This is a genomic window from Rhizobium nepotum 39/7, from assembly GCF_000949865.1.
GTDB classification, from domain to species: Bacteria; Pseudomonadota; Alphaproteobacteria; order Rhizobiales; family Rhizobiaceae; genus Agrobacterium; species Agrobacterium nepotum.
Map to the genome: position 1 here is coordinate 26,824 of NZ_JWJH01000025.1, position 15,241 is coordinate 42,064.

At 59.7% G+C, this 15,241-nt stretch carries 19 protein-coding genes; 13 read left to right on the forward strand and 6 right to left on the reverse strand.

Features of this window, described 5'->3' with window-relative positions:
• Position 1: 1 nt before the first annotated feature.
• Positions 2–745: a tRNA (5-methylaminomethyl-2-thiouridine)(34)-methyltransferase MnmD gene (gene mnmD, locus RS75_RS21630; RefSeq protein ID WP_045024349.1), complete on the reverse strand. Its 744-nt coding sequence runs from the start codon at positions 743–745 to the stop codon at positions 2–4.
• Here mnmD and RS75_RS21635 point away from each other — a divergent pair.
• The 11 genes from RS75_RS21635 (at position 744) to RS75_RS21685 (ending at position 7,354) form a co-directional block, all read left to right on the forward strand.
• A complete protein-coding gene (locus tag RS75_RS21635; protein ID WP_152643175.1) occupies positions 744–1,970 on the forward strand; it encodes an NAD(P)/FAD-dependent oxidoreductase in 1,227 nt (408 codons plus the stop codon). The genes mnmD and RS75_RS21635 overlap by 2 nt on opposite strands.
• 91 nt (positions 1,971–2,061) lie before the next feature.
• Complete coding sequence (locus RS75_RS21640) at positions 2,062–2,769, forward strand: DUF1045 domain-containing protein (protein ID WP_045024351.1); 708 nt, start codon at positions 2,062–2,064, stop codon at positions 2,767–2,769.
• A 211-nt stretch (positions 2,770–2,980) separates the two neighbouring features.
• A complete protein-coding gene (puuE, locus tag RS75_RS21645) occupies positions 2,981–3,904 on the forward strand; it encodes an allantoinase PuuE (RefSeq protein WP_045024352.1) in 924 nt (307 codons plus the stop codon).
• Positions 3,904–4,401, forward strand: coding sequence for a 2-oxo-4-hydroxy-4-carboxy-5-ureidoimidazoline decarboxylase (uraD, locus tag RS75_RS21650; protein WP_045024354.1), 498 nt, complete (start codon positions 3,904–3,906; stop codon positions 4,399–4,401). The genes puuE and uraD overlap by 1 nt, the downstream gene beginning before the upstream one ends.
• 53 nt (positions 4,402–4,454) lie before the next feature.
• A complete protein-coding gene (locus RS75_RS21655; RefSeq protein ID WP_045024356.1) occupies positions 4,455–4,745 on the forward strand; it encodes a nucleotidyltransferase family protein in 291 nt (96 codons plus the stop codon).
• 32 nt (positions 4,746–4,777) lie between these two features.
• Entirely contained in the window at positions 4,778–5,104 is a 327-nt protein-coding gene (locus RS75_RS21660) for a HepT-like ribonuclease domain-containing protein (protein ID WP_234704308.1), read from the forward strand.
• A 3-nt stretch (positions 5,105–5,107) separates the two neighbouring features.
• Complete coding sequence (locus RS75_RS21665) at positions 5,108–5,608, forward strand: ureidoglycolate lyase (protein ID WP_045024359.1); 501 nt, start codon at positions 5,108–5,110, stop codon at positions 5,606–5,608.
• Positions 5,605–5,961: a hydroxyisourate hydrolase gene (gene uraH, locus RS75_RS21670; RefSeq protein WP_045024362.1), complete on the forward strand. Its 357-nt coding sequence runs from the start codon at positions 5,605–5,607 to the stop codon at positions 5,959–5,961. Before RS75_RS21665 ends, uraH begins: the two co-directional genes overlap by 4 nt.
• A 4-nt stretch (positions 5,962–5,965) precedes the next feature.
• A complete protein-coding gene (locus RS75_RS21675) occupies positions 5,966–6,715 on the forward strand; it encodes a metallophosphoesterase family protein (RefSeq protein ID WP_045024364.1) in 750 nt (249 codons plus the stop codon).
• Positions 6,716–6,766: 51 nt separating this feature from the next.
• Positions 6,767–7,018 (forward strand): type II toxin-antitoxin system Phd/YefM family antitoxin, encoded by a 252-nt coding sequence (locus RS75_RS21680; protein WP_045024366.1) that lies wholly within the window; start codon positions 6,767–6,769, stop codon positions 7,016–7,018.
• 51 nt (positions 7,019–7,069) lie between these two features.
• Positions 7,070–7,354, forward strand: a complete 285-nt coding sequence (locus RS75_RS21685; protein ID WP_324607189.1) for a Txe/YoeB family addiction module toxin — start codon at positions 7,070–7,072, stop codon at positions 7,352–7,354.
• 3 nt (positions 7,355–7,357) lie between these two features.
• On the opposite strand, the gene RS75_RS21690 is transcribed toward RS75_RS21685, so the two are convergent.
• Positions 7,358–8,632, reverse strand: a complete 1,275-nt coding sequence (locus tag RS75_RS21690) for a serine hydrolase (RefSeq protein ID WP_045024367.1) — start codon at positions 8,630–8,632, stop codon at positions 7,358–7,360.
• Between the two features lie 190 nt (positions 8,633–8,822).
• On the opposite strand from RS75_RS21690, the gene RS75_RS21695 reads away from it, so the two are divergent.
• Positions 8,823–9,407 carry a TetR/AcrR family transcriptional regulator gene (locus RS75_RS21695; protein ID WP_045024368.1) on the forward strand — a complete coding sequence of 195 codons (585 nt, stop codon included), beginning with the start codon at positions 8,823–8,825 and terminating at the stop codon, positions 9,405–9,407.
• Positions 9,404–9,748 (forward strand): DMT family transporter, encoded by a 345-nt coding sequence (locus tag RS75_RS21700; RefSeq protein ID WP_045024369.1) that lies wholly within the window; start codon positions 9,404–9,406, stop codon positions 9,746–9,748. The genes RS75_RS21695 and RS75_RS21700 overlap by 4 nt, the downstream gene beginning before the upstream one ends.
• Before the next feature lie 232 nt (positions 9,749–9,980).
• On the opposite strand, the gene RS75_RS21705 is transcribed toward RS75_RS21700, so the two are convergent.
• The 4 genes from RS75_RS21705 to puuD form a co-directional block, all read right to left on the reverse strand.
• Positions 9,981–11,114, reverse strand: coding sequence for an alpha-hydroxy acid oxidase (locus tag RS75_RS21705; protein WP_045024370.1), 1,134 nt, complete (start codon positions 11,112–11,114; stop codon positions 9,981–9,983).
• Between the two features lie 77 nt (positions 11,115–11,191).
• Entirely contained in the window at positions 11,192–11,944 is a 753-nt protein-coding gene (locus RS75_RS21710) for a sulfite exporter TauE/SafE family protein (RefSeq protein WP_045024371.1), read from the reverse strand.
• Between the two features lie 276 nt (positions 11,945–12,220).
• Positions 12,221–13,531: a guanine deaminase gene (gene guaD, locus RS75_RS21715; protein ID WP_045024372.1), complete on the reverse strand. Its 1,311-nt coding sequence runs from the start codon at positions 13,529–13,531 to the stop codon at positions 12,221–12,223.
• The gene (puuD, locus tag RS75_RS21720) at positions 13,528–14,790 is read right to left on the reverse strand and encodes a urate hydroxylase PuuD (protein ID WP_045024373.1); all 1,263 of its coding nucleotides are present in this window, start codon (positions 14,788–14,790) and stop codon (positions 13,528–13,530) included. The genes guaD and puuD overlap by 4 nt, the downstream gene beginning before the upstream one ends.
• Between the last annotated feature and the right edge of the window lie 451 nt (positions 14,791–15,241).

A 15,241-nucleotide genomic window follows, 5' to 3' on the forward strand; every position in this document is an offset into this window, starting at 1 on the left:
CTCAGCTCGACGGCTTGGTGCCGCAGAGCATTTCCCGTTTCCCGGCAAAACCCTTGCGGCGCTCCAGGTCAAAACCGGCGGCGATAAGGTTGCGGCGGACGAAGCCGGCGGCGGCATAGGTGGCGAATGTGCCCTCTGTGGCCGTTTTGCCGAACAGCGTCTGCATGATCTCCAGCGACCACATGTCCGGATTGCGGGCAGGGGCGAAGCCATCCAGAAACCAGGCGTCGAAGCTTTCATTTCTGCCGGAAATGCCGGCGAGCGCTTCGCCGCACACCACCGTCAGACGCGTCTCGTCATCCAGTTCTATTGCCACATCGCCTTTCGGGTCATCGGGCCAGCGGGCGACCAGCGCCTTGCGCTCAGCGTCCACTTCCGGCCAGCGCGAAAGCGCCCGGTCGATCTCGTCGGCCTTCATCGGGTAGAGTTCGAAGGACATGAAGTGCAGCGTGGAGCGGCCGTTGCGGGCCTCTTTCCATTGACGCCAGGTCTCGCAGAGATTGAGGCCGGTGCCGAAACCGAGTTCGCCGATGCGGAAGACGCCCTCCCGTTCAAGCCAACGTTGCGGCAGGCCGTTTCCGGACAGGAAGACATGGCCGCATTCCAGCCTGCCATCCGTCTGGCAATAAAAATGATCGTCAAAGGCCAGCGAATAGGGCATATCCCCCTCACGCCAGTCGAGCGCCGTGCGGGTTTCTCCGGTTGCCGAACTGGTATCCGCGATAGTGTCATTGGAATGTTTCATGGCTAAAGCCGATAATCCCGCTTTCGAACATGGTCAATCGTCAAGATCGGGGACATCAAGTTTGCCGGCTTCCGTGCCGCTCCTCATCGTCGGCGGCGGCATCATGGGGCTTTGGGCCGCCGTCAAGGCGGAGCGACTGGGCATAAACGCCCTGCTGGTGGAGGCGGGCCGCCTTGGCGACGGCGCAAGTGGCGGACTTTTGGGCGCGCTGATGCCGCATATGCCGGACCGCTGGTCGGACAAGAAGCAATTCCAGTTCGATGCCCTTGTCGCGCTGGAAAAAGAGATCGCCGAACTGGAGGCTGAGACCGGGCTTTCCGCCGGCTATCGGCGGTGCGGCCGGATCATTCCGCTGCCGAAACCGCATCTGCGCAGCATCGCCGAACGACACGAGCGGGATGCCGGGGGAAACTGGGTCTCGGGTGAACGCCAGTTCCATTGGCATGTCGGCGACAGTCCTTCCGTTGCCGGATGGGTGGATGAGGCGGCGGGGCAGGCGGGCTTCGTGCTCGATACGCTGGCGGCGAGGGTATCGCCGCGCGCGATGATCGCCCTTCTGGCGGCTTTTCTCCTCAAGGCCCGGCATGTGCGGGTGGCGGAACAGTGCAGTGTGCTTTCACTCGATCCAGATGGCGGGCGGGCGGTGCTGTCGTCGGGAAACGAGGCTCTCTTCGGCCATGTCGTTGTTGCCAACGGACCTGCCTCCTTCCCCCTGATCCGCGATGCGCTCGGTCTCGACGCTGGTGTCGCGCTTGGGCAGGCGGTGAAAGGACAGGCCGCCCTTCTCGACGCGGCGGCCGACCCGGCCATGCCGGTCGTGTTCCTGAACGGCCTCTATATCGTGCCGCATGAGGATGGCACCGTCGCTATCGGCAGTACCAGCGAAGATTGTTTTTCCGATCCTTGCAGCACCGACGAAAAGCTGGAAAACCTGCTCGCCGAGGCCTATCGGGTCGTGCCGTCGCTTGCCCGCGCGCCGGTGCTGGAGCGCTGGGCGGGTCTGCGGCCGAAAGCGGTTGGAAGGGATCCGATGGTGGGGTCCGTTGCGGATCATCCGAAGCTCGTAGCACTATCGGGCGGCTTCAAGGTCAGCTTCGGCATTGCCCATTTTCTTGCCGATGCGGCGTTGCAGGTCGTGTGTGGTCACACGCCAGTCATCCCTTCTGGGTTTCGCCTTCAAGAACACGTGAGTATTGCGTCTCGGACTTTAGAAAGTTCTGATTAGTTCGGTCCACGTCGTTAATCTGTTACGCAAATCGCTTACTTGCTGGCCTGCAAAGAGCCCCGTTTGGCCGCATTTGCGGCGAGGTGACAGCATGCGATACGCCATTCATTTCACGCCTTCCCCCAATGACCCCCTGACGCTGGCGGCTGCCGCGTGGTTGGGGCGTGATGCCTATTCGGGTCAGGCAGTGGAGCCTCCGGGTACGATTGATCTCGGCATGCAGGAGATTTCCTACCACACGGCCGTGCCGCGCCGGTATGGTTTCCACGGCACGATCAAGGCCCCCTTCCGGCTTGCCGAAGGCCATTCCGAGGCCGCGCTTTTGCGCGACCTGATGTATTTTTCCGGCAAGCAGGAGCCCTTCACCCTGCCGCAACTGGTGGTGGCAAGGCAGGATAATGTTTTCAGCCTCGTTCCCGAGCGTCCCTGCGAAGTGCTGCATTTTTTTGCGGCCCGCGTCGTGCAGGAATTCGACCGTTACCGTGCGCCGCTCTCCGAGGCGGAAATCGACCGAGCGGATCCCGACCGGCTTTCGGCGTCACAACTGACCAATCTGCATCGCTGGGGCAGCCCGCATGTGATGGACGAGTTCCGTTTTCAGATGTCGCTGACCGGCGGTGTCGAACCCGCGAGCAGCCAGAGGATCGAACGCGCGGTGCGCAAGGTTTTCGAGCCGCTTTTGACGCGGACGTTGCCATTTTCCAGCCTTGCGCTCTTTATCGAGGATGAACCGGGTGCGCCTTTCCGCGTGCACTCGCTTCATCCGATGGGCCGCGTTTCCGCCCGCAAGATCGCCTGAGAACCGCCGCTCGGGAATCGTACACAAAAAAGCATCGGAATGTCGGCAAAATTCATCTCGACATTCCGGATGCGGATGCTACCGTCCACGCATCGCATGTCTGAAGCGTGTCGAGTTCTCCCGTCCCGGGATTGCGCGCTTTAGAAGCTTGTTTTGCTTCTGTCTCCCAAAGCCGATTTCCGCCTTGGGAAAAGATGTTCTGGGTGGCTGAATGATTTCCGAAAACTACTCCCGTAATCTGGTGGGCTACGGCCGCAATACGCCCGATCCGAAATGGCCGGGCGGCGCGCGCATCGCCGTGCAATTCGTCATCAATTACGAGGAGGGTGGCGAAAGCTGCATTCTCGACAATGACAAGGCGTCGGAATCGCTCTTGTCGGAAATCGTCGGGGCGCAGCCCTGGCCCGGGCAGCGCAACCTGAACATGGAATCGATCTATGAATATGGTTCACGCGCCGGTTTCTGGCGGCTGTGGCGCATGTTCACCAGTCTCGGCGTCACCACCACCGTTTATGGCGTGACCGCCGCCATGGCACGCAATCCCGAGGCTGTTGCGGCAATGAAGGAAGCGGGCTGGGAAATCGCCAGCCACGGTTATCGCTGGCTGGAATACAAGGATTTTTCCGAAGAGGAAGAGCGCAAGCATATTGCCGAAGCCGTGCGGCTGCATACGGAGCTGACGGGCGAACGCCCCTTGGGCATGTATCAGGGCAAGCCTTCCGACAATACCCTGCGCCTCGTCATGGAAGAGGGCGGTTTCCTTTATTCGTCGGATTCCTATGCCGACGACTTGCCCTATTGGGTGAAGGGCGCAAGCGACGAACCGTTCCTGATCATTCCCTATACGCTTGACACCAACGATATGCGTTTCGCCACGCCGCAGGGGTTCAATTCCGGCGATCAGTTCTTCACCTATCTGAAGGATGCTTTCGACGTTCTTTATCAGGAAGGGCTTGAAGGCGCGCCAAAGATGATGAGCGTCGGCCTGCATTGCCGCCTCGTCGGCCGCCCCGGCCGCGCCGCTGCCCTTCACCGTTTCATCGAATATGTGCTGGGCCACGACAAGGTGTGGATCCCGCAGCGGATCGAGATCGCCCGTCATTGGCATGAAAACCACAAGCCGGGAACGCTCTGATGCTGACGCGTGACGAATTTGTCAGCCGTTTCGGCGGCGTGTTCGAACATTCGCCTTTTATCGCCGAACGGGCCTATGATGCCGGCGGGATCGGCGCTGCCTTGACCGCGAAAGCGGTTCACGCGGCGCTGTGTGTGCAGTTCCGCGCCGCCTCCGAGGCGGAAAGGCTTGGCGTTCTGCGGGCGCATCCCGATCTTGCCTGCAAGCTGGCGATTGCGGGCGAACTGACCGCCGACAGCCGCAACGAACAGGCGGGCGCAGGGCTCGACCGGCTTTCGCCGGAGGAGCATGCGCGTTTTACCGAACTCAACGCCGCCTATACGCAGAAATTCGGTTTTCCATTCATCATTGCGGTCAAGGGGCTGAACAGGCACGATATTCTTTCCGCCTTCGAGACGCGCATCAGCAATGATGCGGCGACGGAATTTACGACCGCGATGGCGCAGGTGGAAAAGATCGCCTGGCTGCGCCTTTCCTCGATGCTGCCGGAGAGCTGAATTGGCGATTGGCGGCCGTTCCGCTATAGTCGCGCTGTCTGGAGATTGAAGCCATGAGACCTTCCGAGGTGCTGGAAAAGAACAGGGAAGCGATCCGCGAAGCGACGAAGCGCTTCAACGCGGCAAACCCGCGCGTGTTCGGTTCCGTCGCCCGTGGTGAGGACAGGCCGGACAGTGATCTCGATATTCTGGTGGACGCGCTGCCGGGGACGACTTTGTTCGATCTCGGCGGTTTGCTGGAGGAACTGAAGGCGATGCTCGGTGTCGAGGTTGACGTCGTCACCTCAGGCGGCCTGCACTCGGATATCCGGGCGCGTGTTCTGATGGAAGCCAAAGCAGTATGAGTACGGATCGGCTTCTGCCCTACCTGAAGGAGATGGATGTTGCCGCCTCCCGAATACGGGATTTCATTCAGGATATGGATGAGGCCGCTTTTTCTTCCGATACGCGTACCCAGATGGCGGTGATGATGGGCCTTGCCCTGATTGGCGAGGCGGTCGCCAAACTGGACAAGCATTACCCCGCGTTTTTAGAGCAGCACCCGGAAATCCCCTGGATAAAGATGAAGGGTATGCGCAATTTGATCGTGCATGATTATTTTCGGGCGGAACTCTCGGTCGTCTGGAAAACGATAACGCAGAGCATTCCGGATTTGCAGGCGCGTCTCTCACTCCTCCGAAACTGGCATGCCCAAGGTGAATGACATTTGACTGATTTTCTCGAGATTAAGCCTCTGACCAAAGAGGCGTTCGCATCCTTCGGTGATGTGATCGAAATTACACCCTCTTCCATGCGCCACATCAATGGCGGCCAGACCGAGCGGCATCATGCGCTTGCGGTACCGGAGGCGGCGGGCGAAGGCGCGCGTATCATTCTCAATATTTTTCGTGGGCAGCCGCGCTCCTTTCCTCACACAATCGAAATGATGGAGCGGCATCCGCTCGGTAGCCAGAGCTTTTCACCGTTGTCCGGAAGGCCTTTCCTGGTCGTCGTTGCCGAGGACGAGGGCGGCAAGCCCGGCCGGCCGCAGGTTTTTTTGGCGCGCGGGGATCAGGGCGTGAATTACCGCCGCAATGTCTGGCATTATCCTTTGATGCCGTTGCAGGCGATTTCTGATTTTCTCGTTGCCGATCGCGATGGGCCGGGCAACAATCTGGAAGAGCACTTTTTTGATGCGCCCTACATGATCGCGGAGCCCAGCCTATGACCGGTTTGACCACCCATGTCCTCGATGCCGCCCATGGCACGCCCGCCGAGGGGCTGACGATAGAGCTTTACCGGCTCTCGGGCGATCGCCGCGAGAAGATCAAGACGGTCAAGACCAATAGCGACGGCCGCATTGATGGCGGGCCGCTGCTTGTCGGCGACAGCTTCAAGGCCGGGGAATACGAGCTGGTTTTCCATGCCGGCGACTATCTGCGCGGCAAGGGCGTTGCCTTGGCGGAGCCGGCCTTTCTCGACATCATCCCCATTCGTTTCGGCATTGCCGACGAGAGCGGCCATTACCATGTGCCGCTTCTGCTTTCGCCCTATAGCTATTCCACCTATCGAGGAAGCTGACCGCATGATCTTTGCCGCCATTGCCGATATTCACGGAAACTGTGCCGCGCTGGAGGCCGTGCTTGAGGATATTGCGAGGCTTGGCATCGAGGATATCGTCAATCTCGGCGATTGTTTCAGCGGTCCGCTGGAGGCGGGTTTCACCGGCGATGTGCTTGTTGGTAATTGGATACCCAGTATTCGCGGCAATCACGACCGGGAATTGATCGAGCGTGCGCCGGAAGAGATGGGCAGCTGGGAAAGGCCGGCATATGCGCAGATGACCGCTGCGCATCTGGACTGGCTGCAAACCCTGCCGTTCAGCATGGTGTTCAAGGATGTCGCCTATTGCTGCCACGGTTCGCCGCGCAACGATCTGGATTATTGGCTGGAGACGCTTTCGCCGGAAGGGGTTTTGAAATTGCGCCCGCTTGCCGAAATCGAGGCCATGGCGGAAGGCATCACCCAGCCGCTGATGTTATGCGGCCATACGCATATCGCCCGCACCGTGCAGCTTTCCGATGGCCGGTTGATCGTCAATCCCGGCAGCGTCGGCTGCCCCGGCTGGAAGGATGACACGCCCTTCGATCATCACGTCGAGGTCGGTCATCCGCTCGCCAGCTACGCTGTGCTGGAAGAGACGCCACGCGGCTGGCAGGTCTATTACCGGCAGATACGGTATGACAATCTTGCCATGTCCGAGATGGCGAGGGTCAACGGCATTCCGTATCTGGCCGATGCGCTGGAGAACGGTTGGCTTCGTAACGAGACTTGAATCATCCAGAGAGTTGTACTATTTATTGTACAACTCTTATCGAGGTTCATCATGCGCACAGTTATGTTTTCAAAAGCACGCGAATCCCTTGCATCGCTTCTGGATGAAGTGTCGCAGGACCGTGTTGCCTTGGAAATCGTCCGGCGCGACAAGCCGTCCGCCGTTCTTATTGATAAAGACGAATACGAGGGCTTGATGGAAACCCTGCATCTCTGCTCGTCGCCGGAGAATTTCGCCAGACTTAGAAAGTCAATGTCCGACGTAGACGCGGGCGTTTTCGAAAGCCACGATCTCATCGACTGATTTTTCAAACCCATCGCGCATGAGTGCGAGCTTCTATCAGGAGAAACTCTCATGCAGCAAAAGGGCGAGATAGCTCTCGGCTGGAGCCAACAGGGCTGGGAAGATTATCTTCACTGGCAGCAATATGACCGCAAGACGCTGGAACGCATCAACGAACTCATAAAGGATTGCCGGCGGCATCCGTTTGAAGGCATCGGAAAACCCGAGCCGCTGCGTTTCCAGTTGAAGGGGCGCTGGTCACGCAGGATTTCGCAAGAACACCGGCTTGTCTATGAGCTTCGCGGGGAAGGGGAAAAAGCTGTCCTCATTATTCATCAATGCCGCTTCCACTACTGATCCTCACCCCTCACTGGTCATCACCACGCAGGCGTAGGACTGCGCCTTCAGTTCCTTGCAGGCGGAAACCGCCGAGGACTGGTCTTCGAAGCCGGTGAAGCGGGCGCGGTAGAGCGTTGCCGAGCCGCTTTGCACCGCTTCGGTGTAGGGGGCGATCCCCGCATAACTTCCCGCAATGTCGGAACGGGCGTTGGCAAGCAGCGAGCGGGCGGCGGCTTCGCTGTCGGTGGCGGCGATCTGCACTTCCCAGCGGCTGCGCTGGTTCGTGGACTGGGCGATCGACGGGTTAGCGGGCGCGGGTTTCGGGATGGCCGATACCTGGATCATGTCCGCCATCTCGTTGTTGGCCGTGGCGATCTGCATGGCGACCGGATCTTCGCGGCGTTCCGCAAACATAGGCAATGGTACGGCTGCGGGCGGTCCGTCGAAGGTGCGGCTGACATTGGCGCTCGCCACCAGCTGTTCGGTATTGCGGCTTCTCGAAGCCTGCGGCACGGCCTTCTCCAGCAACGCGGCCATCTGCGTGTCGCGGCTGCGCGCGGTCTTGCCGCCCAGCACGACGCCGACGACGCGGCGGCCATTGTGATTGACGGCGCTGACGAGGTTGAAACCCGACGCATTGGTGTAGCCGGTCTTGATGCCGTCCATACCCTGATAGCGATACATCAGATTGTTGTGGCCACGGATGCGTTTGCCCCGGAAACTGAAGGATTCCATGGCGAAGAGGCCATATTCTTTCGGAAAATCCCGTTGCAGCGCAAGGCCGAGCCGCGCCATGTCGCGCGCCGTCGTCACCTGCGATTTGCTGGGCAGGCCGGAAGCGTTGCGGAAAACCGTCTTCGTCATGCCGAGCTGGCGGGCCTTGCGGGTCATCATCTGCGCGAACCTTGCTTCGGAGCCGCCAAGATGGTCGCCCATGCCTTCCGCCATGTCATTGGCGGATTTGACGATCATGCCATAAACGGCCTCGCGCACCGTGAAGGTCTGGCCCTCACGCACATAAAGTTTCGAGGGAATAACGGCAGCGCCGTTCCTAGACATCTTTATCTTCTGGTCCCAGCGAAGCCGGCCGGCGTGCAGCGCCTCGAAGGTCATGTAAAGCGTCATCATCTTGGTCAGCGAGGCGGGGTGGTTCAGCACATCGGCATTGCGCGCGGCCAGAACCTTGCCGGTATTGGCATCCATGATGAAATGGGCATAACCGGCCTGAGCAGGCGATGCCTGCAACGAGAGGATCGCGCAAAAGAAGGCAAGCGCGAAGACCCATGCACCCGCCATTCCCCGTTTGATCGTTCCCGACATGGTTCACCCCTTTTTGTTCGATCGCCGCAATGGGCGAAGTTTTACTGACACTTTCCGGCAACAAAACCGCTAAAACTTTAGAGATCGTTTTCATGCTTAATTAAGTATGAATTTCAACCCACCTGCGGTCCTCACAATTTCCTTGAAAAGAAACCAACCATCCGGTATGTTTTGCAGCATGAAAAATGCTCATGAACGCAAGAAGCAACCCGAGATCGTGCGCCGCAGTCTTCTCGATTGCGCGGCGAAACTCGCGGCCGATCAGGGTGTTGCGGCACTTTCCGTGCAGGCGGTGGCGGATGCTGCGGGGGTGACGAAGGGCGGCCTGTTCCACCATTTCGCGTCCAAGCAGGCCTTGCTGGAGGCTGTCATGGCGGACCTTCTGGGGGCGCTGGACGCGGAAATCGACGCGTTCGTCTCACAGGATTGTGAAGCTTACGGGTGCTTCACGCGGGCTTATGTGAACGCCGTCTTTGCCGATCGCGACCGAGAATCGGGCAGGCAATGGGCTGCGTTATCGGTGTCGATGGTCGGCGAACCGTCGCTCCGGCGCATGTGGACCAGCTGGTTCGAGGGTCGTCTCAACCGTCATAAGGAGACGGATGAGGGGGTGGTACTGGAGCTTGTGCGGCTTGCGACGGATGGCATCTGGTTTGCCGATCTGATGGCCGATGACGGCAAGGCAGGTGGCGACAGGGCGGCTCTCAAGGCCCGGATGATCGCTCAGACGAAAAAGGAAACGAAACGATGAACGCGGCTGTTTTTACCTATGGGGCGCTTGTCGCGGCCATTGTCTGCGAGGTTATCGCAACTTCCTTCCTGCAGCAATCGCAGCAATTTACCAAGCTGCTGCCGACTGTGCTGATGGCGCTGTTTTATGGCGCGGCCTTTTATCTCCTGTCGTTCACGCTGCGGGCGCTGCCGGTCGGCGTCGCCTATGCGATCTGGAGCGGGCTCGGCATCGTGCTGATTTCCGCCATCGGCTATTTCGTGTTCCGGCAGACGCTGGATATTGCCGCCGTGGTCGGTCTTGGTTTCATCGTGACGGGAGTGGTGATCGTCAATGTGTTTTCGAAGACGGTGGGGCATTGAAGAGCTGTTGCTTGTGGAGGATGGCCATCTCCTCCGTCATGCCGGACTAGATCCGGCATCCAGCCACGGCGCGTCTGCGCCGTGAAAGGGTCTTACGCGATCAAAGACTTGATCGCACTGGACCCCGGCTCAAGGCCGGGGTGACGGAGTGCGGATGATGCTACTCCGCCAATTCATTTCGCTGCGAAATGATGCAGCCGATCTTCGAAGCAATTCTCCGCAGCTTCCAACATCACGCCAGAATGCTGCGATCCACATCGGTGATCAGTCTCTTCCCGCAAAGCGCCATGCTGATATCCATTTCCTTGCGGATGATCTCGAGCGCCGTCGTCACTCCCTGCTTGCCATCGGCACCGAGGCCATAAAGGAAGGGGCGGCCGATATAGGTGCCTTTTGCACCAAGTGCTACCGCCTTCAACACATCCTGGCCGGAGCGGATGCCGCCATCCATGTGCACTTCGACCTTGTCACCGACGGCATCGACGATCTTCGGCAGCATGGCGATGGACGAATGCGCGCCGTCGAGCTGGCGGCCGCCGTGGTTGGAGACGATGATGGCGTCTGCGCCAGTATCGAGGGATGCGTGGGCATCTTCCTCATCGAGGATACCCTTGAGGATCAGCTTGCCGCCCCAACGTTCTTTGATCCATTCGACATCCTTCCACGACAGGCGCGGATCGAATTGTTCCGCCGTCCAGGAGGAGAGCGACGAGAGGTCGGAGACATTTTTGGCGTGGCCGACGATGTTGCCGAAGCTGCGGCGTTGGGTGCGCAGCATATCGAGGCACCATTTCGGCCGCGTCGCCATCTGCCAGATGTGTTTCGGGGTGAATTTTGGCGGGGCGGACAGGCCGTTGCGCAAATCCTTGTGGCGCTGGCCAAGCACTTGCAGGTCGAGCGTCAGCACCAGCGCCGAGCACCCCGCCGCCTTCGCCCGGTCGATCAGATTATTGACGAAATCCCGGTCCTTCATCACGTAGAGCTGAAACCAGAAGGGTTTCGAGGTGACGGAAGCCACATCCTCGATGGAGCAGATGCTCATGGTGGAGAGCGTGAAAGGCACGCCGAATTCCTCCGCCGCCTTGGCGGCCAGCATTTCGCCGTCGGCGTGCTGCATGCCGGTCAGCCCGGTGGGGGCAAGCGCCACCGGCATCGAAACCTTCTGGCCGATCATTTCGGTGGCGAGCGACCGGTCGGTCATATCCACCAGCACGCGCTGGCGCAGCTTTATCTTGGAAAAATCCTCCTCATTGGCGCGGTAGGTGCCTTCCGTCCATGCGCCGCTATCGGCGTAGTCGAAAAACATCTTTGGCACACGGCGTTGCGCCTGTTGTTTCAGGTCCGCGATGGTGAGGATTTTGCCCATGGATAAAGCCTTCACATTTGAATGATGGCTTCACATAACATGAATTTGGCGGGTGCAACATCAAAATCGACGGGGTTTCAACCCCAGAAAGCCCGCAGGAACAGCTCGCAGCCCAGCAGCAGCAGGCAGATGAGGAACCAGCGCCGGAACGTCGCCGGGCTGACGATGCGGCGGATTTTCTGCCCGAGCCACATGCCGAGAAGCGCCGGCAGGACAGCGAGTGCGGAAAGCGACAGGTGCTCGACGCGGAAGGCGTCCTGAGAGGCGAGGCCGGCGGCGAGCGCAATGGTCGACACGGTGAAGGATAGGCCGAGCGCCTGCACGAGATCGTCGCGGCTGAAGCCGAGCGACTGGATATAGGGCACGGCGGGCACCACGAAAATCCCGGTGCCGCCGGTCAGAAGGCCGGTCGCCAGCCCGATGGCCGGGGAGAGCTTCGGTTCAAGCCTCGCGGGAATGGCGAAGGGCTTCGCAAAAAGGCTATAGGCCGCGTAAGCCGCGAGGCATAATCCGAGCGCCGAAGTGGTCCAGACGCCGGTGCCTGATGTCATCAGCCGGATGCCGAGAAGCGTGCCGACGGCAATGGCGATCATCATCGGCCACAGCCGTGTCACGATTGCCCTGAAATCGGGTCCGGCCAGCAATTGCCAGATATTAGTGATGAAAGAGGGCAGGATGAGCAGGCCGGCGGCAACGACCGGCGGCATGAAAAGACCGAGAACGCCCATGGCAACGGTCGGCAGGCCCATGCCGGTCACGCCCTTGACGATGCCCGCGACGATGAATGTCGCGACAACCATGAGCATGGTGGTTGTGTCTAAATCCGGCATGGGCGCACTCCAGAGTCATTTGCATTTCGGCTGACTGGTGTCAGGCAATCATAGGAAGCGAGCGAGTGCGGCACGGTTTCTTCTCCCCGTTCGGGGAGAAGGTCGCGGCAGCGGGATGAGGGGCAAGGGCAGAGATAAGCTGAGAGCTTGCCCCCTCATCCGACCCTTCGGGCCACCTTCTCCCCGGCGGGGAGAAGAAAGCAGGCAGCACCTGCTCGTTCCAATATGTTGCTGATATAGACGAGGTGGTGACCGAATGTTTCGGCCTAAACCGAACTATGCAAGCGCGCTCTTCATCGCCTTGCCGGCCACGTAGGTCTCGACGACGGTGCGGTCGTCGCCCATGGTCAGCATCAGGAACAGTTCTTCGGTCAGGCTTTTCACCACTTCCATCTTCAGCGCCATGGCGGGCGTGGAAGAGGCGTTGAGCACCGTGATGTCGGCGTCCGTGCCGGCGTCCAGCGTGCCGATGCGGTCGACCATGGAGAGGGCTTCGGCATTGCCGCGCGTCATCAGATACCAGCTTTCCAGCGGGTTCAGGCGCTCGCCCAGCAATTGCTGGATCTTGTAGGCCTCATCCATGGTGCGCAGCATGGAATAGCTCGATCCGCCGCCAATATCGGTCGCGACAGCGATCCGCACCGGCTTTTCGCGCCGTTGCAGCTTCTTCATCGGGAACAGGCCGGAGCCGATGAAGAGGTTCGAGGTGGGGCAATGCACGGCCACCGCACCGGTTTCCGACAGTACATCCGCCTCGCGGTCCGACAGGTGGATGGCATGGCCGAGCAGGGTCTTGCTGCCCATCAGGCCATAGCGCACATAGATATCGGTGTAATCGGTCGCTTCGGGGTAAAGCTCGCAGGTATATTTGATCTCGTCCAGATTTTCGGAAAGATGCGTCTGGATGAAGAGATCGGGGAATTCCTCCGCCAGCGCCCGGGCCGCTTCCATCTGCTTCGGGGTAGAGGTGATGGCGAAACGGGGCGTGATGGCGACGTGGTTGCGGCCCTTGCCGTGCCAGTCGGCAATGACGGCGCGGGTCTCATCATAGGAGGTTTCCGGCGTGTCCAGCAGGCCCTGCGGGGCGTTGCGGTCCATCATCACCTTGCCGCCGACCATCAGCATGCCGCGCTTGATAGCCTCTGCAAAAAAGGCGTCGGCGGAGGTCTTGTGCACGGAGCAATAGGCGACGGCCGTGGTGGTGCCGTGGCGCAGAAGCTCATCGTAAAAATGCGTGGCAATACGCTCAGCATGCGCGGTTTCGACGAAGCGGCATTCTTCCGGGAACGTATAGGTGTTCAGCCATTCGAGAAGATTGGCGGCATAGGAGCCGATGACCTGCATCTGCGGGAAATGCAGGTGCATGTCGATGAGGCCGGGCACAATGAGATGCGGTCGGTGATCCTTTTCCTCGATCTCTTCCGGTGCCTGTTTGCGAATATCGGCATAGTCGCCGATGGCGGCGATCCTGCCGTCTTCGAGCAGCAGGCCGCCATCCTCTATGTAGAGATAGCTTTGCGTATCGTCGATGGAGAGCGGCGCGCGGCGGAAGCTCAACAGGCGGCCACGCAGCAGAACCATGCTCATTCGGTTTTTTCCTTGGCGTATTTGCCCCCGGCAACGGCGCTTTCATACCATGCGGTCAGCACTTTGCGCTCTTGCGGGGTGATGGCGGTGATGTTGCCGGGAGGCATGGCATGGCTGCGGCCGGCTTGCAAATAGATTTCGCGGGCGTGTGCGGCGATCTGCGCGTCGGTTTCCAGCTTCACCGATTTCGGCGTGAACGGCACGCCTTCCCATACCGGCTCGGCGGCATGGCACATGGAACAGCGGCCCTGCACCACGTCGCGGGCACTGGCGAAATGGGCGTCACTGACGAATTGCTGCTGCATCGGCGAAAGCGTCGCCGCCTTCTGTTCCTCTTCGCCGGTCAACACCTTCGGCACGGTGGAAAGCCACATGATGACGATGAAGATGAGGGCGGTCAGGAGCCAGGTCCATGTCGGCTTGCCCTTGCGGGCATGGGTGGTGTTGAACCAGTGGCGGATGGTGACGCCCATCAGGAAAACGAGTGCGGCGATGATCCAGTTGAACTGCGTCGCGAAGGCCAGCGGATAGTGGTTCGACAGCATGAAGAAGATGACGGGCAGCGTCAGATAGTTGTTGTGCAACGAACGCTGCTTGGCGATGCGACCGTATTTCGGGTCCGGCGTGCGACCGGCGATCAGGTCGGCAACGACGATCTTCTGGTTGGGGATGATGATGAAGAACACATTCGCCGACATGATGGTGGCGGTAAACGCACCGAGATGCAGAAAGGCGGCGCGGCCGGTAAAGACCTGTGTGTAACCCCAGGCCATCGCCACCAGCGCGACGTAGAGCACGATCATCAGGCCCCAGGTGTTGTTGCCAAGCGGCGATTTGCAGAGGAAATCGTAAAACAGCCAGCCGATGGCAAGTGAGGCGAGCGACAGACAGATGGCCTGGAACTGGGTGAGCGCCAGCACCGAATGGTCGATCAGGAAGAGATCGGCGCCGCCGTAATAAACGATGCAGAGCATGGCAAAGCCGGAAAGCCAGGTGGCGTAGCTTTCCCATTTGAACCATGTCAGGTGTTCGGGCATCTGGGCAGGCGCCACCAGATATTTCTGGATGTGATAAAAGCCGCCGCCATGCACCTGCCATTCCTCGCCATAGGCCCCCGGCGGCAGATGCGGCCGTTTGACCAGCCCGAGATCGAGCGCGATGAAATAGAAGGATGAGCCGATCCAGGCGATGGCGGTGATGACGTGGAGCCAGCGGACGGCAAAGGCCATCCATTCCCACGCAATGGCATATTCGTACATGCGGTTCCCCTGATCCTTGTGCGGCGCACCTTGCGAGAAATTTGACCGTTAGGAAAGGGAAAAGCAAACGCTACGCGATGATTGTTCACAATCCGGTTCGCTTGTGTTTACAACATCGGTTGACGTGGATTGCCCGAGGCGATGAGCCCGGTAAAGTTGCAATGGAGGCTCGCTGCCGCTTAGTTTGTGCTTAGCTGGCTAACGCGACTCAGCTATTATCCCTTGGGCAGTCTGTTGATGTGCTAAAATATATGGCTGCGGAGCCTTGGAGCGCCCGACGTCCGAAAGGACGCTACAGAGGATGCTCTGACATTTTTTAAGTGGCGCATCGTTCCTGCCGAAAATCGGGATCGATTTTCGGGCCGGTGCGCAGGGCTTCGATGACATGTTTTCGCTGGCGGTTCATTCCGAAAGCGGGCGCTGCGAACCCCGGGGGCGGGCAGTTCAGGGG